General features: G+C 66.9%; 18 protein-coding genes. 8 read left to right on the forward strand and 10 right to left on the reverse strand.

Features of this window, described 5'->3' with window-relative positions; all coding sequences use genetic code 11:
- Positions 1 to 210 precede the first annotated feature (210 nt).
- On the forward strand, positions 211 to 423 hold the full coding sequence (locus NP825_RS02805; protein WP_257548199.1) for a hypothetical protein: 213 nt from the start codon (positions 211 to 213) through the stop codon (positions 421 to 423).
- 22 nt (positions 424 to 445) lie between these two features.
- On the opposite strand, the gene NP825_RS02810 is transcribed toward NP825_RS02805, so the two are convergent.
- A complete protein-coding gene (locus NP825_RS02810; protein ID WP_257548200.1) occupies positions 446 to 1612 on the reverse strand; it encodes an iron-containing alcohol dehydrogenase in 1167 nt (388 codons plus the stop codon).
- Positions 1609 to 2943, reverse strand: coding sequence for an MFS transporter (locus NP825_RS02815; protein WP_257548201.1), 1335 nt, complete (start codon positions 2941 to 2943; stop codon positions 1609 to 1611). Before NP825_RS02815 ends, NP825_RS02810 begins: the two co-directional genes overlap by 4 nt.
- A 202-nt stretch (positions 2944 to 3145) precedes the next feature.
- On the opposite strand from NP825_RS02815, the gene NP825_RS02820 reads away from it, so the two are divergent.
- Positions 3146 to 3982, forward strand: coding sequence for a hypothetical protein (locus tag NP825_RS02820; RefSeq protein WP_257548202.1), 837 nt, complete (start codon positions 3146 to 3148; stop codon positions 3980 to 3982).
- Between the two features lie 125 nt (positions 3983 to 4107).
- Here NP825_RS02820 and NP825_RS02825 read toward each other — a convergent pair whose 3' ends face one another.
- From NP825_RS02825 to NP825_RS02835, 3 genes are all read right to left on the reverse strand, one after another.
- Positions 4108 to 5535 (reverse strand): FGGY family carbohydrate kinase, encoded by a 1428-nt coding sequence (locus tag NP825_RS02825; RefSeq protein ID WP_257548203.1) that lies wholly within the window; start codon positions 5533 to 5535, stop codon positions 4108 to 4110.
- Positions 5536 to 5653: 118 nt separating this feature from the next.
- Positions 5654 to 7057: an FAD-binding oxidoreductase gene (locus NP825_RS02830; RefSeq protein WP_257548204.1), complete on the reverse strand. Its 1404-nt coding sequence runs from the start codon at positions 7055 to 7057 to the stop codon at positions 5654 to 5656.
- 1 nt (position 7058) lies between these two features.
- A complete protein-coding gene (locus NP825_RS02835) occupies positions 7059 to 8612 on the reverse strand; it encodes a glycerol-3-phosphate dehydrogenase/oxidase (RefSeq protein WP_257548205.1) in 1554 nt (517 codons plus the stop codon).
- Positions 8613 to 8677: 65 nt separating this feature from the next.
- Between NP825_RS02835 and NP825_RS02840 the strand changes: the two genes are divergently transcribed.
- Positions 8678 to 9433 (forward strand): LysR family transcriptional regulator, encoded by a 756-nt coding sequence (locus NP825_RS02840; RefSeq protein WP_257548206.1) that lies wholly within the window; start codon positions 8678 to 8680, stop codon positions 9431 to 9433.
- Positions 9394 to 9594 carry a hypothetical protein gene (locus NP825_RS02845; protein ID WP_257548208.1) on the forward strand — a complete coding sequence of 67 codons (201 nt, stop codon included), beginning with the start codon at positions 9394 to 9396 and terminating at the stop codon, positions 9592 to 9594. Before NP825_RS02840 ends, NP825_RS02845 begins: the two co-directional genes overlap by 40 nt.
- Here the strand turns inward: NP825_RS02845 and NP825_RS02850 are convergent.
- The 3 genes from NP825_RS02850 to NP825_RS02860 all read right to left on the reverse strand — a co-directional run bounded on the left by NP825_RS02850 (position 9540) and on the right by NP825_RS02860 (position 15390).
- Positions 9540 to 11549, reverse strand: coding sequence for an alpha-glucosidase (locus NP825_RS02850; protein ID WP_257548209.1), 2010 nt, complete (start codon positions 11547 to 11549; stop codon positions 9540 to 9542). The two genes, NP825_RS02845 and NP825_RS02850, sit on opposite strands and share 55 nt — an antisense overlap.
- A gap of 163 nt (positions 11550 to 11712) precedes the next feature.
- A complete protein-coding gene (locus tag NP825_RS02855) occupies positions 11713 to 14031 on the reverse strand; it encodes a TonB-dependent receptor (RefSeq protein ID WP_257548210.1) in 2319 nt (772 codons plus the stop codon).
- A 438-nt stretch (positions 14032 to 14469) separates the two neighbouring features.
- Positions 14470 to 15390, reverse strand: a complete 921-nt coding sequence (locus NP825_RS02860; RefSeq protein WP_257548211.1) for a LysR substrate-binding domain-containing protein — start codon at positions 15388 to 15390, stop codon at positions 14470 to 14472.
- 100 nt (positions 15391 to 15490) lie between these two features.
- Here NP825_RS02860 and NP825_RS02865 point away from each other — a divergent pair, with 100 nt between their 5' ends.
- Together NP825_RS02865 and NP825_RS02870 are read left to right on the forward strand one after the other, a co-directional pair.
- On the forward strand, positions 15491 to 16255 hold the full coding sequence (locus NP825_RS02865) for a phytanoyl-CoA dioxygenase family protein (RefSeq protein WP_257548212.1): 765 nt from the start codon (positions 15491 to 15493) through the stop codon (positions 16253 to 16255).
- 29 nt (positions 16256 to 16284) lie between these two features.
- Positions 16285 to 16890, forward strand: coding sequence for an NADPH-dependent FMN reductase (locus NP825_RS02870; protein WP_257548213.1), 606 nt, complete (start codon positions 16285 to 16287; stop codon positions 16888 to 16890).
- A 6-nt stretch (positions 16891 to 16896) separates the two neighbouring features.
- On the opposite strand, the gene NP825_RS02875 is transcribed toward NP825_RS02870, so the two are convergent.
- Positions 16897 to 18582: an amidohydrolase family protein gene (locus tag NP825_RS02875; RefSeq protein ID WP_257548214.1), complete on the reverse strand. Its 1686-nt coding sequence runs from the start codon at positions 18580 to 18582 to the stop codon at positions 16897 to 16899.
- A gap of 28 nt (positions 18583 to 18610) precedes the next feature.
- Entirely contained in the window at positions 18611 to 19234 is a 624-nt protein-coding gene (locus tag NP825_RS02880) for a helix-turn-helix domain-containing protein (RefSeq protein WP_257548215.1), read from the reverse strand.
- Positions 19235 to 19375: 141 nt separating this feature from the next.
- Between NP825_RS02880 and NP825_RS02885 the strand changes: the two genes are divergently transcribed.
- Both NP825_RS02885 and NP825_RS02890 read left to right on the forward strand, forming a co-directional pair.
- The gene (locus tag NP825_RS02885) at positions 19376 to 21352 is read left to right on the forward strand and encodes a serine hydrolase (protein WP_257548216.1); all 1977 of its coding nucleotides are present in this window, start codon (positions 19376 to 19378) and stop codon (positions 21350 to 21352) included.
- Entirely contained in the window at positions 21352 to 22356 is a 1005-nt protein-coding gene (locus tag NP825_RS02890; protein WP_257548218.1) for a dipeptide epimerase, read from the forward strand. Before NP825_RS02885 ends, NP825_RS02890 begins: the two co-directional genes overlap by 1 nt.
- Positions 22357 to 22496: the final 140 nt, after the last annotated feature.

Below are 22496 nucleotides of genomic sequence, written 5' to 3' on the forward strand. Positions count from 1 at the left end.
CGCTTAAGCAGAGCGCGGGTTGCGGGAGGATGAACGGGATCGTGCCGGTCGCGCTGGCTATCGCCCCGCCAGTAATGTAACAACATATCCATGCAGGCTGGCCGAATTATGACCTTAGCTTCATGTATGGCGCTTTTGTCGTGCGGAGACGCGCCATCGTTATCCGCCGAAAGCCATTGGAGGTTGTCGGTCGAAGGAAGTCCCGCGTGCTTGGCGCAACTGACCCGTGCCATGGAACGGCAGGGGGTCGCCATTGCCCGAATGCCTGAATGGAATGGTGGTAGTGGGATAGTGGAGTTTGGACCCGTCGCGACGGATGCGATCGGCAATGTGACGACGATCATTCGCGCGTCGGGCTGCGCTACTCTGCGCGGAAAACAATCCAGTTGTTCAAGCGATTATTCCGACGTCGACGTTTGCTGACGGCTTTGAACGAAACCTCGGGCTACCCCGCCCACACCTGCGCATACAGCATCGCCATTTCTTCCGCATCGGGCACGCGCGGATTGTTCGCGGGCGACCCCGACGCCGCCGCCTGCGCGCACATCGTCGGGACCAGCGCCTCCCAGCGCGCCGCGTCGATACCCCACGCCGCCGGCCCCGGCACCTCGAGCTCGCGGTTGAGCGCCGCCAGTTCGTCGAGCAGCCGCGCCACCGCCGCCTGGTCGCCCTCCGTCTCGTCCGCCACCCCCATCGCCCGCGCGCAGTCGGCGTAGCGATGAAGCGCCGCGGGCGCCGACCACGCCGTCACCGCGGGAAGCAGCATCGCGTTCGACAAGCCGTGCGGGACATGGAAATGCGCGCCGATCGGCCGGCTCATCCCGTGAACCAGCGCGACCGAGCTGTTCGAGAAAGCGATTCCCGCCTGCGTCGCGCCCAGCATCATCGCCGCGCGCGCCGCCGCATCCATCGGGTCGCGGCACACGCGGCGCAGGTTCGGCGCGATCGCGCGCATCGCGAGCAGCGCCATGCCGTCGCTGAACGGATTCGCGCGCTTCGACACATAGGCCTCGATCGCGTGGGTCAGCGAATCGATCCCGGTGTCGGCGGTCAGCCGCCGCGGCTTAGTGAAGGTCAGCTCATAATCGACCAGCGCCGCGACCGGCAGATAGGCGAGGCCGGGGCACAGCATCTTCTCGTCGGTCGCCTCGTCGGTGATGATCGTGAAGCGCGTCGCCTCCGAACCCGTGCCCGCCGTCGTCGGGATCGCGATCACCGGCAGTCCCGGCGCGTCCTGCACATGCGGCGCCTTGTAGTCGGCCATCGCCCCGCCATGCTCGCCCAGCACCGCGATCGCCTTGGCGCTGTCGAGCGGGCTGCCGCCGCCGAAGCCGACGATGCAGTCGTGATCGCCCTCATGCAGACAGGCCACCCCGGCGTCGACCGACGCGACCGTCGGGTCGGGCACCGTGTCGGCAAAGACGCGCGCGGCGATCCCCGCCGCCGCCAGCCCGCCCACCAACTCCTCGACGCGCCCGTTGCCCAGCAGAAAGGCGTCGGTGACGATCAGCGGCCGCGCCAGCCCCAGCGTCGCCAGCACCTCGGGCAGCTCTTTCGATGCGCCCCCGCCGATGCGCAGGATGCGGGGCAAAGCGATGCTGGCGATACTCAACTGATCATCTCCTCACGGATCGAACTGCGCGCCATCCAGAACAGCGCCGAGGCGAGCGCGCCGAACATAATGAAGATCATCAGCGACCAGCGCACGCCCTCCGCTGACCCTAGCCCCATCGGCCCGCTTAGAAAATCGCTGACCGCGCCGACGCCGAGCGGGCCGAGCCCCAGCCCGATCAGGTTGATGATGAACAGCAGCACCGCCGACGCGGTCGCGCGCGTCTGCGGCCGCACCAGTCCCTGCACCGCGGCGTAGCCCGGCCCGTACCAGAGCGTGTTGAGGATCGGCGGAAAGGCGAAGAGGATCAGCGCGGTCACCGCCGAATCGACGAGCAGCGCGGCGACATAGAAAGGGATGCCGAGCAGGGTTGAAATCGCCGGGATGCCGACATAGGCGCGCAGGTCGCGCCCGCCATAGCGGTCGGCGAGCCAGCCGCCCAGCCACGTCCCGACCGCGCCGGTCAGCCCGAGCACGATGCCGAGCGCGACGCCGAGGAAGCCGGTCAGCCCCAGCCCGAAATCGGCTGCGATGCCGGTCAGCTCCTCGGCATGGTTGCGAAAGAAGAAGGGCGCGATGAAAGCCGCGGCGCCATAGCCGATGAACGCCTTGATCGCGGCGGCGAAGGCGATCAGCCAGAAGGTGCGCTTGCCGCGGATCTCCGCCATCGCGGTCTTGAAGTCGGGACGCGCGGCCTTCAGCACGGCGAGGTCGACATGCATCTGCCGTCGCGGCTCGCGCAACGTCGTCCAGGCGACGACCGCCATCAGCAGCCCCGGCAGCCCGGCGACCAGAAAGGCGGTCCGCCAGCCATGGGCGTCGGCGATCAGCCCGCCGAGCGCGAGCCCGAGCAGCCCGCCGAGCGGCGTGCCCAGCGAATAGAAGGCGAGAGCGGAGGCGCGCTTTTCGCGCGGCGTATAATCGGTGATCAGCGAATGGGCGGGCGGGGTGCAGCCCGCCTCGCCGATCCCGACGCCGATGCGGCACAGCGTGAGCTGGACGAAATTCTGCGCATGGCCGCACGAGATGGTGAACAGGCTCCACAGCCCCGCCGCCGCCGCGATGATCCGCGGCCGGTGCCCCGTCTCGGCGTGGCGCGCGATCGGAATGCCGAGCACGGTGTAGAAGAGCGCGAAGGCCAGCCCGGTCATCACCCCGAGCTGCCAGTCGGCGAGATGGAGATCGTGCTTGATCGGCTCGGCGAGGATCGAGACGATCTGCCGGTCAAGGAAATTGAGGATATAGATGACGAGCAACACCGTCAGCGCATAGCGGCGATAGGCGGGCGATACCGGCGGAAGGGCGGGCGGGGCGGGGGATTCGTCGTTCATTTCGTCCTCTCACCATATTTCATCCTATCACCCCATTCTCTTGTTTCGTCACCCCGGACTTGATCCGGGGTCCATTCTTCCTTTGCCGGCCTGAATGGATGCCGGATCAAGTCCGGCATGACGAGGGTGTTTCGCATTTGTCGGGCAGTTGGTTGACTCCCACCCCCACCACGATATGACAACGCTGTCTGAGAGGGGAATCATGCCGCAACTGCTCGTCCTTCAATCGGTCTGGGGCCTCGACCAATGTCCTGGCTTCGACATCGAAAATCGTCTCGACGATGCGCTCGAGCAGGTTGTCGCGGCGGGGTTCGACGGCGTCGGGACCAACCTCGCGCGCATCGCGCGCACCGACGGCGTCGCGCGCGTCCTGAACCCGCGCGGCCTTGCGTGGGAGGGGCAGGTGCTCGTCCACGACGCCGATCAGCTCAGCCATTGGATCGGCGAGGCGGAGCGGCTCGGCGCGCATCATCTCAACGTCCAGATCGCGGGTCCGACGGCCGATTTCAGCGCCGCGCTGCGCCTCGTCGACAGCCTCTCTGCGGTGGCGAAGGACGCGCCGCTGCCCGTCTGGTTCGAGACCCATCGCGGCCGCCTCACCAACGATCTCCTCTTCACCCTGCGGCTGATCGAGGAACGCCCGGGCCTGCCACTGACCGCCGACCTCTCGCACTATCCGGTCGCGGGCGAGATGGAATTGCCGCTGCGCGGCGACCAGCTCGCGGCGATCGAGACGATCCTGCAGGGAAGCCAAAATTTCCACGGCCGCGTCTCGACGACGCATCAGGTGCAGGTCGCGCTCGATGCGCCGCAGCACAAGGGCTGGCTTGACCAGCATGTCGCCTGGTGGCGCCGCGGTTTCGAGCTGTGGCTCGAACAGGCGCGCGACGATGACGCGCTGACCTTTATGTGCGAACTCGGCCCGCCGCCCTACGCGATCACCGCGCCCGATGGCCGCGAACTGACGAACCGCTGGGACGAGGCGCAACGAATGCGCGACATCGTGCGCGGGCTGTGGCGCGAGGTGAGCGGGGCCTAGCCCTGTGCCCCTGCGAAGGCAGGGGCCCATCACCGGCCCTCTCGTTGTCAAGCAACCCGTGGTGCAGAATACGCGCGTTCGGTGATGGGCCCCTGCCTTCGCAGGGGCACAAGGAAGGTGGTATCTCACACCATCACCGCCGCCCGCCACCGCGCGAATGCCGCATCGGCCTCGTCGCGCCCGACTTTCGGCAGGAACTCCGCGTCATATCGCGCCAGCCGCTGAAAGTCGCTTTCCCCGAACAGCCCCGCGCCCATCCCCGCCGCGAGCGCCGCGCCATAGGCGCTCGCCTCGCGCACCGCGTGGCGCCGCACCGGGCGCTGCAAGGCATCGGCCTGCAACTGCATCAGCGTATCGCTCGCCGACAGCCCGCCCGCGACGGGCAGCGCCTCGGGCACCGGCAGCGCGTCGGCGATCACCTCGGCGATCTCGCGAAAGCGAAAGGCGATGCCCTGCAACGCTGCCCGCGCGACCTCGGCCGGTCCATCGGCAAAGCTCAGCCCCGCGATCAGTCCGCGCGCCTCGAACAGCCCATGCGGCGCCCCCATGCCCGCCAGCGACGGCCGGACCACGACATTCCCTGCCGTGCTCACCGAAGCCGCCGCCGCTTCCATCGCCGCCGGCGACGCGAACAGTCCCAGCCCGCCGCACAGCCACTCGATCAGCGATCCGGTCGTGTTGACCATCCCTTCGACGCAGAAGCGCCGCTTGCCGCCAGCGAAGGCAAGCGCCTCGGCGGGCATACTCTTATGCACCTCCTGCGGCGCGTCGCCGGTTCCCGCCATCAGCACGCCCGAGGTGCCGTAAGTCGCTTTCCAGTCGCCGCGCGCCAGCGCGCCATGCGCGACCATCGCCGCCTCCTGATCGGCGATCAGCGCGGTGATCGGCACCCGAGCGCCGAGCACGGCGCGGTCGGTTTCGGCGATCGTGCCCCAGCTTTCGACCTGCGCCGGGAACAGGCTCGCGGGCAGGCGCTGGTGCGCCAGCAAGGCCGCGTCCCACCCGCTCCCGTGTGCAAAATCATAATAGCCCGTCAGCCACCCCGCCGAGGCATCGGTGACATGCGCGCCGCTCAGCTTGTAAGTGAGCCAGCTATCGAGCGTTCCCCATTGCAAGTCCTTGGGATCGCGCCCCGACAGTGCGATCGCTGCGGGCAGCTTGGCGGAGGGCACCTGCGGCCAGGCGGTGAAGCCCGCCGCGCGCAGCGCCTTATATTCGTCCATCCCGCGCAGGTCGCTCCACACGAGCATCGGCGCGACCGGCTCGCTGGTCGCGCGGTCCCACAGGACCACGCTCGCGCGCTGCGTCGTCACGCCGATCGCGCCGACGTCGGCGATGCCGCGCCCGGCGGCGGCCAGCGCGCCATCGATCACCGCGCGGCAGATCTCCCACACCGCGCCGGCGTCCTGCTCGACCAGTCCGGGGGCGGGAAAGCGGCTGGCGATCGGCCTTTTGTCGACGCCCAGCACCATGCCCGCCGGATCGACCAGCATCGCGCGGGCGCCGGTGGTGCCTGCATCGAGCGCGAGGAGGAGGGAGCCGTCCTTACTCACTGACCCATCTTATTCCGCATCCCCGAGCGAAGACGAGGGGCTTGTTCGAGCGAAGCGAGAACCTGCACCGTCGCTGCCTCGACTTCGCTCGGGGAGACGGGGTGTATGGATGCCCTGTTCACGCATCGGGTATCAGATTGCCCGGATTCATGATCCCCTCCGGATCGAGACAATGCTTGATCCGCCGCAACAGCGCCACGCCATTTTCGCCCAAGTCATGGTGCAGATACGGCTTGCGCAATCGCCCCGCGCCATGATGGTGCGCGACCCCGCCGCCATGCTTCGCGGTCGCTTCCATGATCGCGCGCCAGCCCGCGAAATAGGCGGGCTCCATCTTCGCGCTGTCCTCGAAGGTCGCGGCGAGGCTGAAATAGAGGTTGATCCCCGACCGGTAGACATGGCTGCTGTGCGCCGATGCGTTGATGACCCCAGGGATCGCGTTCAGCGCCGCGATGCTGTCGTCGTAGATCGCGCCGATCTCGCTCCAGCGCCCCGAAATCTCGACCGTGTCGGCGACATAGCCGCGCTCGAACATATCGCGCCAGCTCGGCACATGGTTGCGCTTTTCGATCCATTGCTTCGCCGCCGTCGGATCGCCCGCCTCAAGCCCCGCAGCGGCGCAAATCTCGTGCATCGCCGCCAGTTCGACGTCGACACGGGTTTTCGGGCCTTCATGGACCATCAGCAGCATTGCCTTGCCGCCCTGTTCATAATCGCGGAACAGCCGCCGCACCTCGCGCCCGTCATATTGGCGCATCACCGGCGGGCGCCAGTCGGCGCGGACGATCCGCCGCTGCGCCTCGAACCCGGCGCGCATGTCGTTCGCATAGAAGATGCTGTAATCGCGGTGCGGCGCCTTCGCGCGCAGCGAGAAGGTCACGCCGGTGATGACGCCCATCGTCCCTTCAGCGCCCATCAGCAGGTGGCGAAGATCGGGCCCGGCGGCGGCGCGCACCGCCTTGCCCAGCGTCACCAGTTCGCCGTTCGGCAGCACCGCCTCGATCGAATGGATGATGTCCTCGATATTGCCATAGGCGGTCGAAAATTGCCCCGAGGCGCGCGTCGACACCCAGCCGCCGACGCTGCTGATCGCGATCGACTGCGGCCAGTGGCCGATCGTCAGGCCGTGGGCCGCGACCGCTTCTTCGGCTTCCATGCCGTTGAGTCCGGCATCGAAGCTCGCCAGCAGATCGTCGCTGTCGATGAAGCGGACCCGGTTCATCGTGCTCATGTCGAGCAGGATCGCATCCGGCGTCGGCTCGATCCCGCCGCACACCCCGCTGCCGAGGCCGTAGGGGATCAGCGGCACGCGGCGCTCGGCGGCAAGGCGCACGACCTTCTGCACATCCTCCACCGATTGCGGCCGCACGACGCAGCCCGGCGCGGGCACGGATTCGCCGCGCCAGTCGCGCAGATGCTTGACCGCCCACTGGTCGTAACGCCGCGCTTGTCGCGCATCGGTGTCGCTCGCGACGCGATCGGCGCCGACGGCGCTCGCTAGGGCTTCGGCAATCGAACTCATCTCACTCTCCCAAAAACCGGCGGCTCTCATCGTTGATCCGTCGGCAATGCGCGAGCTCGGCTGCCTTCATGGCGTCATCCCAGCCGAGCAACTCGCCCATCGCCTCGGCGGCGGGCGCCAGCGCGGCAAGACCCGCGCCTTCGTCGAACCAGGCGCGTGCGCTGCGCCGCACCCAATAATCCTCGAGCCGCGCTGCGCCCTCGTGCGTCACCGCGCGCGCCGCTTCGGCGGCGACGTCGCCGCCCGCGATCAGTATCTCGTTGGCTTCGTCGCCATAAAGCCCGGCCAGCCGTTCGGCCGCCAGCGGATCTAGCCCCGCCAGCCGCACCTCGCGCGACCCGCCCGGCAGCGACACTTCGGCGGTCGAACAGGGCAGGGCGTTCCTGCCCAGCCGCTCGACCACCAGATCGACGACGCGTTCGGCCATCGCGCGATAGGCGCTGAGCTTGCCCCCCGCGATCGAGACGAGTCCGTTCGGCGAGGTCCAGATCTCGTCCTTGCGCGACACCTCGTTCGCTTTCTTCCCCGGCTGCGCGATCAGCGGCCGCACCCCCGACCATAGCGAAACGATCTCGGCATCCCCGATCGGGTCGATGCTCAGCGCCGCTTCGGTGGCGCGCAGCAGATAGTCGATGTCCGCGCGCGTCGGCGCGGGCCAGTAATCGGCGCCGTCGTGGAAGACGTCGGTCGTGCCGATATAGGTGAAGGCCCCGCGCGGCACCGCGAAGATGCTGCGCTTGTCGGGCGCGCGGATGATGATCGTCGCGTTGATCGGCAACCGTTCGCGCGGCAGCACCAAGTGGATGCCGCGGCTCAGCGACAGCCGCGTATCGCCTTCGCCCGCTTCGAGCCCGCGCACCGCGTCGACCCACGCGCCCGCGGCGTTCACGACCAGCCTCGCCCTGATCCGCGCGCCGAGACTATCGCCCAGCGACGATGTTGCGACCAGCCCGTCGTCCGTCAGGTCCGACGCCGCCGCATGATTGATCACCACCGCGCCCGCACCCTGCGCGCTGCGGATATTCGCGAGCACGAGCCGCGCATCGTCGGTCAGGAATTCGGGGTATAATACCGCACCATTCAGCCGGTCGGTGCGCATCAGCGGCTCGCGCCGCTGCAATTCGGCGAGGCCGATCACTTCATGCTTCTCGGCCTCGGGCACCCCGCCCAATTTCTCGAAAGTCCACAGCCCCGTCCGCAGTTTCGCGGTCATCGCCATGTTCGTCGTCGGGATCAGGAAAGGCGACAATCTCGTCAAATGCGGCGCGATCCCCCGCAACACCTGCCGTTCCGACGCCGCCTCCTTGACCAGCGCGATATCGCCCTGTGCCAGATAGCGGAGACCGCCGTGGATCATCTTCGACGACCGGCTGCTCGTCCCGCTCGCATAGTCGCGCGCCTCGACCAGCGCGACCGACAGCCCGCGCATCGCCGCATCGCGCGCGATCCCGGCACCGGTGATCCCGCCGCCGATCACCGCAAGGTCGAAGGTGCGCGCTTCGAGTTCGGCAAAAGCCTGGCGCCGCGTCCGCGCGTCGAGTTGGGTGCTGCTCATGGCGTCACGCTAAGCGCATCACAGCGGCATTGGTATTGCATAATGGGAATGATATGGTGCGCGGTATGAACCTCCGCCGCCTTCGTCATTTCGACACGCTCTACCGTCTCGGCAGCTATGCGCGCGCCGCCGACGAACTCGGCCTGACGCAATCGGCGCTGACCCGCTCGATCCAGAAGCTCGAGGAGGAACTGGGGACCACGCTGTTCGACCGCACCACGCACTATGTGCGACCGACGAGCGATGCCGACCGCCTGATCCGCTCGGCGCGCGACGTCATCGCCGCTTCGGCGAACCTCGAACAGGAAGCGCGCGGGCTCGGCCAGCCGAGCAGCGGCACCGTCGCGGTCGGCGCCGGTCCTTATCCGCTGCAACCCCTGCTCACCGACGCGATCGCGCGCTTCGCCAAGGGGCATCCGGGGGTGCGCGTCACCGTCACCGGCGGACCGTCCGAGCAATTGCTCGAAACCCTCGTCGACCGCCGCCTCGATCTCGTCGTCTGCAATCGCGCGAAATTCGCCACGTCCGCCCACGCCGACGAAGTGCTGTGCATCCCGCTGCCGCCCGAGCCGCTGGTGCTCGTCTGCGCGCTCGATCACCCGCTCGCGCGGGGGAGGGCGACAGTGGCGCTTTCCCCTGGGCGCTCCCGCGCCCCGCGCCGGGCAGCAATTTTCCGCGCGCGATCCGCACGCGCTTCGCCGCCGGACAGTTCCCCGATTACGAACTCGATTCCACCGCCGCCTGCCTCGACATGGCGCGCAGCGGTCGCGCGATCACCGTCGTGCCGCGGCGTCTTGCGCTGCGCAGCGGCCTCGCGATGATCGCCCTCCCGCCGTCGGAGGTCACCCGCGACGCCATCCACCTCCTGCGCAACCGTAGTCGCAGCGCGCTCGTCGCCGCCTTCGTCGCGGTGCTCAAGGATGTCGCTCAGGCCGAGGGGATCCCGGCGAACAGCGCCGCGTCCGGCGACTCGGCGCGATAGAAGACCGGCGGCTCCCCGAACGGCGCCGCCACGGTCGCATCGCCGCCGCCCGCGTAAGTCTTGCCCGACCAGACATGCACCCACTCGGCCCCCGCGGGCAGATAGGTCGTCCACTCGCTTTTCCCCGCCGCGACCACCGGCGCGACGAGCAGGTCGGGGCCGAGCAGATAGGCGGTTTGGATCGCATAGGTTTCGGGATCGTCCTCGAAATGCAGGAACAGCGGCCGCTGCACCGGCAACCCCGTCTCCGACGCTTCCCGCGACAACCGCCGGACATAGGGCGCCAGATGCGCGTAAATCCGCGTCATCTTCGCGAAATGCGCGAGCAGTTCGGGACTGTCGTCATATTGGACATTCTGCCGCGGCCGGTTGCCCTCGTGCGTGCGGATCATCGATGTGAAGGCCGACATCTCGGCCCAGCGCATCGCCAGTTCGGCATCGCGCACCGTGTCGAACAGGCTCGTATAGCCGCCGCAATCGCTGTGATGATGCGCGTTGCCCAACATTCCCGCCGACAGCGCCGCACAGATCACCGTGCCGATCCCGTCGTGGCGGCTGAAATCGACCGCCTGGTCGCCCGCCCACAGCATCGGACAATGCCCCTGCACCCCGGCGGCGCCCGAGCGCATGAACACCATCATCTCGCCCGTCTGCCCGCGTCCTGCGATCCCCTTGGCATTCACTTCGCCCCATAGCGCGGGCCAGCGGTTGTGCGCGGTCATCCCGCTCTCGCCGTTCGCCAGCCGCACGTCGACGGGCAGATATTCGCCGAAATCGGCCATCCAGCCCGACAGGCCGAAATCGATCATCTTCTCGCCGATGATCGTGTCGGCGAACCAGTCCGCCGCCGCCGGATTGGTGAAGTCGACATGCGCGCAATCGAACTCGCCGAAATCGATCACATAAGGCTCGTCGCGGTCGGGCCGCATCACCAACAGGCCCTGCGCCGCCGCTTCGGCATAGAGCGGCCCGTCGACCGCAAGATAGGGATTTACATAGCCGAGGAAGCGAATGCCGCGTTCGCGCAGCTCCGCGATCCGCGCCGGCAGATCGGGATAGCGGTCCGCATTCCACTGCCAGTCCCAGAAGAGGCGATTGCCGAAGCTGGTAATGCGCAGGCCCACCCAGTCCTCGCACCAGAGCCCCGACACCGCGACCCCGGCCTCCTCAAAGGCCTTGAGCCGCGCAAAGCTCTCGTCGCCGTCCTTGAGCCCGATCACCGCGCCCTTCAGCAGCCATTCGGGCAGCGGCGGCTGGCGCCCGAACCGCGCCGACAGCGCCGAGACGAGGTCGGTGAAACGCGGGCGCGCCCACAGCTCGATCCGCGCCGGAATCTCCCAGACCTCGACTTCGTGGAAATCGGCATTGCGAAAATCGAATGCCGCATAGGCAAAGCTGTCGACGTGCAGTGCATAGCGCCGCGAACTCACATAGGTCGGCTGCGGATAATTAGTGTGGGCATAGCTGCCGCCGCCGCCCTTGCGATGCGCCTCGACCTGCCGGAACAGGGAGGACGAGGGGTCGCGGCCGTTGCCGGGCTCGCTCGACCACAGCGGAAAATGCCGGCCGCGCAGGTCGAAATAGGAGAATTGCTCGCCGCCGCCCCACACATGCTCGCCCGCCTCCGCGGGAACGCGCAGCCACAGCCGGTTGAGCGCCGGGTCGAGCGCCTTCAGCGCGATCGCCGCGTTGTTGTCGTCGTCCGACACCGCCGCTTCGAGCAGCCACGGCGCGCCGTGGCTTTCGGCAAAGCGCACGACATCGCCCTGAATCTCGGCATAGGCCAGCGCCCGCCGCTCGATCATGTCCTGCGTTACGTCGAAATGGCCGAGCGCCCCGTGGACATGTGGCTCACCGCGCCCGACGAAAAAACAGGGGGCATCCGCGCGGTGCGACAGGATCGTCCGCCCGCCGACGCGGAGAGCAAAGCCGGTGTCGAGCGCGTCGAGCGCCATGGGCGAATATCCTTTCATCGCGAATCTTTGATCGTCGCCCCCGCCCTTCGACGCCGCCTGCGGCGGCGCTCAGGATAGGGGCGACGATTATATTATTGCCATGTGCCCGGCAAAATTCGCCCCGCCGCGCGATGTGGACGGATCGCGCGGCGGGGCAGGGGCCTTAGAAGTTCACCCGCCCGGTGACGCCGACATAGCGTTCGGCGTCGCGCGGGGTGATCTGGCGCATGAACGAGGTACCGTTCGGGATGCGCTGGATGACGAACTGCTTGTCGGTGATGTTCTTGACCAGGAACGACAGCGCATATTTGTCGTCGGCGGTGCGCAGCGTGATCCCCGCATCCCAGATCGCATAGGGGCTCTGAAAAGCGTTGGGGTTCTGGTTGATGTCGAAATTGGTCTTGCTCTGATAGGTGAGCGAGCTGTTCAGATCGACGTTGAAGCCGTCGAGGTTCAGCGGCAGGCGCCAGTCCATCGTCACCGTACCCTTGTATTTGGGGGCAAAGGGCAATGGCTTGCCGTTGATCGCATCGGCACAGGTCACCGCCGCGCCGACCGGGCAGATGAAGGTGTTGATGTGCGCGTCGGTGTAGTTGAAGCCGCCCGAAAGCTGGAAATCGTCGGTGATCGCGGCGTTGAAATCCATCTCGATGCCGCGCGTCGACACCGTACCGGCGTTGGTCAGGCGGGTGACGACCTGCCCCGCGACGATGTCGAGGAAGTTCGCCTGATAATTGTCGTACTTGGCATAGAAGGCCGCGAGGTTCAGCGTCAGCTTGCGGTCGAACAGCCGCATCTTGAGCCCCGCCTCATAGGCGTTCGACTTTTCGGGATCGATGCGGCCGGTATCGCGCGCCTGCATGTTGAAGAAGACGTTGAGCGCCGGTCCCTTGTAGCCGCGGGTGTACATGCCATAGGCCATGATGTCGTCGGTCACGTCATATTGCAGCCCGGCGTTGCCCGACCAGCCATGATCCTTGATCGACCCGTCGGCACTGAAGGCGGGGTTCACCCCGCTGAACGCGGTCGTCTGGGTCGAGGTGCGGGCGAAGTCATAGCTGACCTTGTCCTCGGTATAGCGCAGACCCAGGATGCCGCGGAACGCGTCGGTGAAGTTGAGCGTGCCCTGGCCGAACGCCGAATAGCTGGTCAGCGTCGTCGTGAAATCGGCGTTGCCCTCGTTCGTCGTATAGGTCGACGACCCGGCGGCGCACGGCGTCAGCCCACCCACGGTCGGCAGCGTCGAGGCGGTGCAGGCGGTGACCGTGCGGTTGAAGAAGTCGACCTCCTTCGTGTGGTAGTAATAAAGCCCCGCAACATATTCGAAGAATTGCGGGTTCGACGAGGCGATGCGCAATTCCTGCGTGAACTGGTCGAACTTCAGGTCGCCGCGGTCGTGTGAAAGCACGTCGCCCGACGCAGTGCCGGTGTTGACGTAGGAGGGCGCGTCCGACCGGAAATCGCCGTCGCGGACCTGGAAATTATACCAGTGGCGATAGGCGGTGATCGAGGTCAGCGTCGCGCCGCCGAAATCATAGTCGATCTGCCCCGACACGCCGCTGTTCTTGTCCTTGGTATAGGGGTCGAGGTCGTTGTCGATGTTCTTGTTCTTGCCGTCGAGCGTCAGCGGCGCGAGGCTCGGCTTGAACACCGCATCGTTGAACGCGGAGGAAAAGACGGTGCCGATGCTGTCGGCATAGCCATTGTCGCTGTTCTTCGAATAGTCGGCGATCAGCGTGATCTTCAGCGCGTCGGTCGGCTCGGCGATCAGCTTGCCGCGCACGCCCCAATGCTCATATCCGTTGATCTTGTGGCCGTTGAACACGTTGCGGCCGTTGCCGTCATATTGCGACCAGAAGCCGGTGAGCGACGCCTTGACGCCGTCGCCGAGCGCGCCGCCGACGCTGCCGCGGATGCGATACTCATTGCCCTCGTACCAGGCGGCGTCGACATAGCCGCCGAGCGCATCGTCGGGCTCGCGCGTCACGATGTTGATCACGCCCGCGCTGGCGTTCTTGCCGAACAGGCTGCCCTGCGGCCCGCGCAGCACTTCGATGCGCTCGACATCGAGGAAGTCCGACGTCTGCTGCCCGGTGCGGGCATAGACGACGCCGTCGATCACCGTCGACACCGACGGTTCGACCCCCGACGAAAAGCTGATCGTGCCGACGCCGCGGATCGACAGCGCCGAATCCTTGTTGGTGTTGCCTTTGCGGAAGGTCAGCGTCGGGACGCGCTGGAAAAGCTGTTCGGCCGAATTGACGTTGGCGCGCTCGAGCATGTCGCCCGACACGACCGAGATGGCGACGGGCACGTCCTGCAGATTCTGCGCGCGCTTCTGCGCGGTGACGATGATGTCGTTGTTGGCGAAGGGCGCGTCGGCTGCTGCCGCGGCTTCCTGCGCGGCGGCGGGCGCGGCCAAGGCCGCGGCGCCCAGCACGGACGACAGGAACAACGATTTTTTGAACGGCGAAAACTTCATTTCATCCTCCCCAAGAAGCGGCAGCGGATCTGCGTCCGCTCGTGCATCGAGTAGGAGGCTCGGCAGGCCTCCTAATATCTACTCATTCAATTGACAATATGGTCAATCTGCCAGCGTAGGGATGACCGCTAAAATCATTGCAGTCCAATCGAGAAATGTCGGTGGATTATGTCCAAATGCTATGGCTTGATTGGGCAGCAGCTAGGGACCGAAAACCGAGCCATCCTTTGTCGGCATTCCGGACCTGATCCGGATGATGAGAGTCTGAAAGCGACCGGGAGCGGACCTATCTTCTCCCCTCCCTGCAAGGGAGGGGGCGGGGGTGGGTGGCCGCCGAAGGCGGCGCTCTTCCTTCCGGCTCGCTACGCTCGCTACCCACCCCTAACCCCTCCCTTGCAGGGAGGGGAATATCCGCTCCCCCCCAACCCGCCATCCCAACTAACCCGCCGCCACGACCTTCCGCACATGCGCCAGGCACGTGGCGGTCTCGCGCGCGACGTCGGCGTTCAGCCAGGCGACGATTTCGGGCGTCGGGCCGATGTCGGGTTCGAGCAGGCCGAAGTCGAGCTCGACCGGCGGAGTGAAGGGGCGGATCGCGACGCCCAGCCGGTGGAACAGCGGCGCGCTGAACGGTTCGGCGATCGACACGCCCAGCCCCGCCTCGACGAAGGCATAAAGGGTGTGCGACTGCTGCGTCTCGAGTCGGCGCGAGATCGCGATGCCCGATGTTTCGAGCACGACGTCGATTCTGTTCCACAGCGCGTCGGCCTCGTGCATCGGGCCGATGAATTCCTCGCCCGCCAGATCCTCGACTGTCACACGCTCGCGCGCCGCTAGCACATGATTGGCCGGAAGCGCGCAGACATATTCGGCGCGCGCGAGCGGGGTCGATCGGATGCCCTCGCGGCCCGGCGCGTCGATCCCGATGCCCAGATCGGCCTGCCCCAGGAACACCCGCTCCTCGATCGCGCGCTGGCCGAGCGACTCGACCGTGATCTTGATCTCGGGATAGAGGATGCGGAAGCGCGCGATCACCGCGGGCAGGATCGCCGTCGCGATCGCCGCCAGCGCCGCGATCCGCACCGTGCCGACCGGATGCGCGCGGATGCGTCGCGCCGCCTGGTCGAGCAGGTCGAGCCCGGCATAGCTTCGCCGCACCGCTTCATAGAGCGCCTGCGCCTGCGCGGTCGGGTGGACGCGCGCGCCGCGCCGGTCGAACAGGCGAAAGCCGACCGCGCGCTCCATGTCGGCGATCAGCCGGCTCACCGACGGCTGGCTGATGTTGAGCATCGTCGCGGCGGCGGTGATGCCCCCGCTCATCATGACGGCGCGAAACGCCTCGACCTGTCTCATCCTCATAAGCCATAGTATAGACGTATGACCGGCGGATGCAATTCGATTGGATGCGATGGATGACTCTGCGCTACGTGGCACTTTAGACAACATCGGGAGAGTGAAGATGGATTTCTCCGCCCAGCGCGAACAATTCGCCACCGAAGGCTATGCGGTCTTCGAACGCATCCTCGAAGGCCCGCTCCTCGACCTGCTGCGCGAGGAATGCGGCCGCGTCATCGAACGTGAGGACGCCCGCCTCGACGCGCTCGGCGTCGAGGTCGACGGCATCAGCCACAAGGGCAAGCGCTATTTCGCCGGCGAATGCCAGCGCCGGCAGCCCGACCTGCGCCGGATGCTGTTCAGCGAGACGATGGCCGACATCTGCCGCGCGACGCTCGGCGACGATGCTTATTTCTTCTACGACCAATATGTCGTCAAAGGCGCCGACAAGGGCATGCCGTTCAGCTGGCATCAGGATTCGGGCTATGTCGTCGGCAACGGCGGCCCTGCCGACCACAAGCCCTATCTCACCTGCTGGTGCACGCTCGACGACACGACGGTCGCGAACGGTACGGTGCGCATTCTGCCCTTCTCGCAGGCGCCCGGAACGCGCGAGGGCATCGTTCCGCATAGCCGCCAACCCGGGAGCAACGACCTCGTCGGCTACACCGGCGACAGCGAGGGGGTGACGCTCGAAGTCCCGGCGGGCAGCGTCGTCGCTTTCTCCAGTCTCGCGCTCCACGCGACCGGATCGAACTCGACCCCGAACATGCGCCGCGTCTATCTGGCGCAATATTCGCCCGAGCCGATCCTCAATCCCGGCACCAACCACCTGCGCCGCAACGCCATCGCCTTCCTGCGCGGCGGCAGCCAGGTCACGTTCAATTGACAGGATGGGCAACTGATGGGGCGGGGCAGGTGACGGGCACGCGCCCCCGTATCGTCGCGCTCGGCGGCAACGCGACCGCCGGCGGTTCGGCCGAGCGGCTGCTGCGCCACGCGCTGGCGTGCTGTGAGGCGCGGGGCGCCGACAGCCTGCTGCTGGCGGGCGATGCGATCGACCTTCCGCTCTATGCGCCGCACCTCAGCGAACGCTGCGACAAGGCGCGGGCGCTGGTCGCCGCGCTTCGCGGCGCCGACGGGGTCATCGTCGCGTCGCCCGCCTATCACGGCACCGTATCGGGGGTGGTGAAGAATGCCCTCGACTATGCGCAGGATCTGGTTGCCGACGCGCAGCCCTATTTCGACGGGCGCGCCGTCGGGTTGATCGCGGTCGCGGGCGGATGGCAGGCGGCGGGCAGCACGCTTGCGACCTTGCGCTCGATTACCCATGCCCTGCGCGGCTGGCCGACGCCGATGGCGGTGACCGCCAATTCGAGCCAGCCGCTCTTCGACGCCGACGGTGTGCTCGTCGATCAGGCGATCGCGGCGCAACTCGACATCATGACCGGCCAGGTCGTCGGCTTCGCGCGGATGAAGCGCGCTTATGCCGACAATCCGCACAAGGCGGCGGCGTTCGCCTGAGCGCCCTCAGCGGCAATGGTTCCACGCCGGGCCGCGGACCGCGCGTCCGGGCGTCGCGCCGCTATGCTCGCCATCCTTGAGCACCGCGACCCCGTTCACATAGACGTCGCGCATCCCGACCGCATATTGCTGCGGCTGTTCGAAGGTCGCGCGGTCGGCGATCGTCGCGGGATCGAATACCACGACATCGGCATAATAGCCGGGCTTCAGCGCCCCGCGTTCGGCAAGGCCGAGGTTCGTCGCGGGAAGCGAGGTGAGGCGGCGCACCGCTTCCTCGAGCGGGATCAGCTTCTCGTCGCGGACATAGCGGCCGAGCAGGCGCGCGACATTGCCGTAAGCGCGCGGATGCGTGCTCGATTTCAGGAACACGCCCTCGGGCGCCTGCGATTCGGCGTCCGAACCGAAGCTCATCCACGGCAGCTGGATCTGCTTGCGGACATTGTCCTCGGACATCAGGAAATAGATGGTGCCGACGCGCGAGCCGTCCTCGACGACCAGGTCCATCGCGGTTTCCTCAGGGGACTTGCCGCGCATCGCCGCGACTTCGGCAAGCGTCTTGCCGGTCAGCGGCTTGAGCGCGTCATTCTTGAACCCCGCGAGGATCATCTTGTCGGCGCCCGCGCCGAGATAGAGATTTTCCCAGTCGCTGCCGGGCTTCTGCATCTCCGCGGCGACGCGCGCGCGGATCGCGGGGTCTTTCAGCCGTTCGATCCATGCCTCCAGCCCGCCTGCCTGCACCCAGGTCGGCATAGCGGCGTCGAGCCCGGTCGCGCCGGCGGTATAGGTGTACATGTCGGTGGTGATCCGCAGCCCCTCGGCGCGGGCATCCTCGATCTTCCTGACGATGGCGTCTAGCTTGCCCCAATTATCGCGCCCCGCCATCTTGAGGTGATAGATTTCGGCGGGCGCCCCCGATTGGCGCGCGATCTCGATCAGCTCGTCGACCGCTTCGCCGATCCGGTCGCCCTCCGAACGCATGTGGCTGATATACATGCCGCCGCATTTTCCGGCCTCGGTCATCAGCGCGACCAGTTCGGGGGTCTCGGCATAGGAGCCGGGCGCATAGATCAGCGAACTGCCGACGCCCAGCGCCCCCTCGTTCATCGCCTGCCGGACGAGCAGTTTCATGCGGCCGAGTTGCTCGGGATTCGGGTCGACGTCGCCTTCGCCCAGTTCGTGGACGCGCACCGTCGCGGCGCCGACGAAGCTCGCGATATTCGTCGCGATGCCGCGCCTTTCGAGATAGGTGAAATAATCGCCGAGGCTGGTCCATTCGATCGGATATTTGATGTCGCCCTGACGCTGGGTTTCCAGCGCCTTCATCGTCGCGTTCAGCGGTCCCATCGACCAGCCTTCGCCCATCACCTCCAGCGTGACGCCCTGCCGGATGTCGCTCTCGCTCCTCGGGTCGGCGATCAGCGATTCGGTTGCCCAGCTCAGCATGTTGATGAAGCCCGGCGCGACCGCCATGCCTGTGGCCGCGACTTCTGTCCGGCCTTGGCCCGCGACCTTGCCGACCGCGACGATGCGGTCGCCCTTGATCGCCACGTCGCCGACGACCGGCGCCTGGCCCGACCCGTCGTACACCGTGCCGCCGCGGATCACGACGTCATAGGCGGGCTCGGCCGCCGCTGCGGGCGCCGTGCCGGCGAGCAGCGCGAGGGCGAGGGTGAAGGTTCGACCGGATGCCATGCGTCTCTCCTGTGCTTTTCCCGAAAATTCAGCCGTGCAGGCTCATCAGCGAATCCATGAGGCCATCGTCGGCGCTCGAACAGACCCCCAGCACCAGCGCTTCCTCGCAGCCTTCGGCGACGACGTAGGCGTGGCCCATCGACGAATCGATGTAGATGCCCTGGCCGACGTCGAGCGTGACGGGGTCGTAGAATTCGCTGTGCACTTCGATCCGTCCTTCGAGGACATAGATGAATTCCTCGCCCTGGTGGCGGACGAGCTCGCCGAACTCGCGCGCGCTATGCGCGCGGATGCGGGTGACGATCGGGATCATCCGCTTCTGGCGAAGGTCGGTGCAGAGATAATGATAGTCGTAATTGTCGGTCGTGACGCGTGCCGCTCGGTCGATCGTTCCGATGCTGCGGCGGCCGGTGACGCGCGGCGGACTTTCCTCCTCGTCCTCGGCGAACAGGTCCGACATGCGAATCTGGAGTCGCTGGCTGAGCTGCTGAAGCTTGTCGTAGCTGAGCGTCAGCCGGTCGTGCTCGACCTTCGACAGCGTTGATACCGGAATCCCCGACTTCGCGCTCATCTCCTTGAGCGTCCAGCCGTTTCGCGAGCGAATGCCGCGCATCACCGCGCCGAGCGTCGGCGGGCTGGGACGGTCCGCCATCAGTTCTTCCATTCCATATTTGACAATTTTCTAATCAGGATCATTATGTCCCCATCGGGTCAAGAGGTGCCGCCCCTTGGTAAGGGGTCGCGCGGCTTGCCGCAAGGGTCAGCAGACCCGCCTGACAAAGAGGGGAAGAGGATGCGTTTACTCCATAAAGCCATGATCGGGCTTGCCGCGATCGCGGCGGTTCCGCTCGCGGCGCAGGGCCCGGCCCCCGCGCCCGCCGCCAGGACGGTCGAGGCACCGCCCTTGCCGCCGTCGAAGCCCGCGCAGGCGGCGACGCTCAACGCGGCCGATCTCGAAGCCTTTCTCGACGGCTTTCTGCCCTATGCGCTCGACCGCGCGCGCATTCCGGGGGCGGTCGTCGTCGTCGTGCGCGGCGACGGGGTCGTGCTCGAAAAGGGCTATGGTTATGCGGACGTCGCGACGCGCAAGCCCGTGTCGCCCGAAACCACCCTGTTCCGGCCGGGATCGGTGTCGAAGCTCTTCACCTGGACCGCGGTGATGCAGCAGGTCGAAGCGGGCAAGCTCGACCTCGACAAGGATGTGAACGCCTATCTCGACTTCAAGATTCCGCCTTTCCAGGGCAAGCCGATCACGCTGCGCAACATCATGACCCACACCGCGGGCTTCGAGGAATCGGTCCGCTATCTGATCAGCAACGATCCGAAGGCGGCGATGTCGCTCAAGAAGCTGTTGCCGCTCGCGCTGCCCGAGCGTGTGTTCGCGCCCGGAACGACGCCCGCTTACTCGAATTATGCCACCGCACTCGCGGGCTATATCGTCGAGCGTGTCAGCGGCGAGGATTTCGATAGTTATATCGACAAGCATATCTTCACGCCGCTCGGCATGGCGCATTCGACCTTCCGTCAGCCACTCCCCAAGGCGTTCGTTCCCGATATGGCGAGCGGCTATCCCGACATCACGCAGAAGGCGCGGCCGTTCGAGATGGTGATCCCGGCCCCCGCGGGCAGCCTGTCGGCGAGCGGCGCCGACATGGGCAAGTTCATGATCGCGCATCTGAACGACGGCGCGGGGCTGCTGAAGCCCGAAACCGCGAAGATGATGCACGATTACAAGGCGCCCGGCGTCGGCCCGCTCAACAGCATGGCGCTCGGTTTCTACGAACAATGGGTCAACGGCCACCGCGCGATCGCGCACGGCGGCGACACCGTCTGGTTCCATTCCTATCTGTGGCTGTTCCCCGACGCCGACGTCGGCGTCTTCATCTCGATGAACAGCCCGGGCAAGGAAGGCGGCGCGGGCGCGGTGCGCAGCGCGCTGTTCCATGAATTTGCCGACCGCTACTTGCCCGGCCCCGCGCCGACGGGCCGGGTCGATGCGAAAACCGCGAAGCAACATGCCGAAATGATGGTCGGCCATTATGTCACCAGCCGCGGGTCGTTCACCAATTTCATGAGCCTGTTCGGCCTGCTCGGCCAGCCGACGGTGACGCTGACCGAGGACGGCAAGATCAGCGTGCCCGGACTCGACGGCCTCAGCGCCGGCGCGCGCGACTGGGTGGAGGTCGAGCCCTTCGTCTGGCGCGACACCGCCACCGGCGAACGCCTCGCCGCCGAGGTCAAGGACGGCAAGGTCGTGCGCTGGAGCCTCGACGCCGGATCGCCCTTCATGGTCTTCGATCCCGCGCCGGCCGGCGCCAATGCGGCGTGGCTGATGCCCGCGCTGATCGCGGCGCTCGGCATCGCGCTGCTCGCCGCGCTCGCCTGGCCGGTGCGCGCGCTGGTCCGGCGCAGCTTCGGCGCGAGCTTCGCACTCGAAGGCAAGCCGCTCCGCGCGTATCGCCTGTCGCGCGTCTTCGCGTGGCTGGCGCTGGCCGCGGTCGCCGGCTGGTTCGGGCTGATCGCGGCCTTCTCGGCCGATATCGGCAGCATCGGCGGGCCGCTCGACTGGCTGATCCAGTTGCTGCGCGTCCTGACGCCGCTTGCCGCCTTCGGGCTGCTGGCGACCGCCGCCTGGCACCTGTGGCTCAGCATCCAGGGCAAGCGCAAATGGACGATGAAACTCGGCGCGGTGCTGCTCGTCCTCGCGGGGCTGGTCCTCGTCTGGGTGACGCTTGCCTTCCATCTCTATGGCTTCGGGATGGTCTATTGATGGCGGCGCAGGGCTTTCGCGGATTGACGCTCGACCTTCGGGTCGAGCGTTTTCCCTATCACCAGCCGTTCCGCATCTCGGGCCATGTCTTCACCGAGACGGCGCTGCTCGTCGCCGAGCTGTCGGACGGCGAACATGTCGGGCGCGGCGAGGGGGCCGGGGTCTATTATCTCGGAGACGATATCGACCATATGGTCGCCGAGGCGGCCGGGGTGCGCGGCGCGATCGAGCAGGGGGCGACGCGCGCGGACCTTCAGACCTTGCTGCCGCCGGGCGGCGCGCGCAACGCGCTCGACTGCGCTTTCTGGGAGCTCGAAGCGAAGCAGCAGGGGCGGCCGGTCTGGGAACTGGCGGGGCTGCGTGCGCCGCAGCCGCTGCGCTCGACGCTGACGCTCGGCGCCGACAGCCCGGATATCATGGCAAAGGCGGCACTCGCGATCGATCCCGAGGCGCCGGTGAAGGTCAAGCTGACCGGCGACCTCGGCGACGATATCGCGCGCGTCGCCGCGATCCGCGCCGCGCGCCCCGAGGCCTGGATCGGCGTCGATGCGAACCAGGGCTATGATGTGGGCACGCTCGCCGACCTGTTGCCGATGCTGGTCGAAGCGCGCGTCGCGCAGCTCGAACAGCCGCTGAAACGCGGGCGCGAGGCCGATCTCGACGGGCTCAAGCGGCCGCTGCCCTTCGTCGCCGACGAAAGCGCGCTGTCGCTCGCCGATACCGCCTCGCTCGTCGGGCGCTTCGACGTCGTCAACATCAAGCTCGACAAGTGCGGCGGGCTGACCGAGGGACTCGCGATCGCGCGGCAGGCGAAGAGGCTCGGGCTCGACGTCATGGTCGGCAACATGATGGGCACCAGCCTGTCGATGGCGCCATCCTATCTCGTCGGGCAGCTTTGCGACATCGTCGATCTCGACGGGCCGACCTTTCTCGCGCACGATCGCGACCCCGGCGTCGTCTATCGCGGCGGCATGATCGATTGTCCGCCCGAAATCTGGGGTTGATGCAAATTCATGTCCTAAATGGGTTGACAATTTTCTGATTAGGACAATAGTCGAAAAACCGAAACATGAGATCGAAGGACGGGATGACAGGGTCATTCCCCACGGCGTGCCGCGCGACTTTCGCGGGCGGGTCTGGGGTG

It is taken from the genome of Sphingopyxis sp. DBS4 (assembly GCF_024628865.1).
Taxonomy (GTDB): Bacteria; Pseudomonadota; Alphaproteobacteria; order Sphingomonadales; family Sphingomonadaceae; genus Sphingopyxis.

What these genes read in the sequence shown, in the direction of transcription:
- NP825_RS02815 (WP_257548201.1), bottom strand. Translation starts at nt 2,943, where the DNA reads ATGAACGACGAATCCCCCGCCCCGCCCGCCCTTCCGCCGGTATCGCCC.
- NP825_RS02820 (WP_257548202.1), top strand. Translation starts at nt 3,146, where the DNA reads ATGCCGCAACTGCTCGTCCTTCAATCGGTCTGGGGCCTCGACCAATGT.
- NP825_RS02830 (WP_257548204.1), bottom strand. Translation starts at nt 7,057, where the DNA reads ATGAGTTCGATTGCCGAAGCCCTAGCGAGCGCCGTCGGCGCCGATCGC.
- NP825_RS02835 (WP_257548205.1), bottom strand. Translation starts at nt 8,612, where the DNA reads ATGAGCAGCACCCAACTCGACGCGCGGACGCGGCGCCAGGCTTTTGCC.
- NP825_RS02840 (WP_257548206.1), top strand. Translation starts at nt 8,678, where the DNA reads ATGAACCTCCGCCGCCTTCGTCATTTCGACACGCTCTACCGTCTCGGC.
- NP825_RS02850 (WP_257548209.1), bottom strand. Translation starts at nt 11,549, where the DNA reads ATGGCGCTCGACGCGCTCGACACCGGCTTTGCTCTCCGCGTCGGCGGG.
- NP825_RS02855 (WP_257548210.1), bottom strand. Translation starts at nt 14,031, where the DNA reads ATGAAGTTTTCGCCGTTCAAAAAATCGTTGTTCCTGTCGTCCGTGCTG.
- NP825_RS02860 (WP_257548211.1), bottom strand. Translation starts at nt 15,390, where the DNA reads ATGAGGATGAGACAGGTCGAGGCGTTTCGCGCCGTCATGATGAGCGGG.
- NP825_RS02865 (WP_257548212.1), top strand. Translation starts at nt 15,491, where the DNA reads ATGGATTTCTCCGCCCAGCGCGAACAATTCGCCACCGAAGGCTATGCG.
- NP825_RS02875 (WP_257548214.1), bottom strand. Translation starts at nt 18,582, where the DNA reads ATGGCATCCGGTCGAACCTTCACCCTCGCCCTCGCGCTGCTCGCCGGC.
- NP825_RS02880 (WP_257548215.1), bottom strand. Translation starts at nt 19,234, where the DNA reads ATGGCGGACCGTCCCAGCCCGCCGACGCTCGGCGCGGTGATGCGCGGC.
- NP825_RS02885 (WP_257548216.1), top strand. Translation starts at nt 19,376, where the DNA reads ATGCGTTTACTCCATAAAGCCATGATCGGGCTTGCCGCGATCGCGGCG.
- NP825_RS02890 (WP_257548218.1), top strand. Translation starts at nt 21,352, where the DNA reads ATGGCGGCGCAGGGCTTTCGCGGATTGACGCTCGACCTTCGGGTCGAG.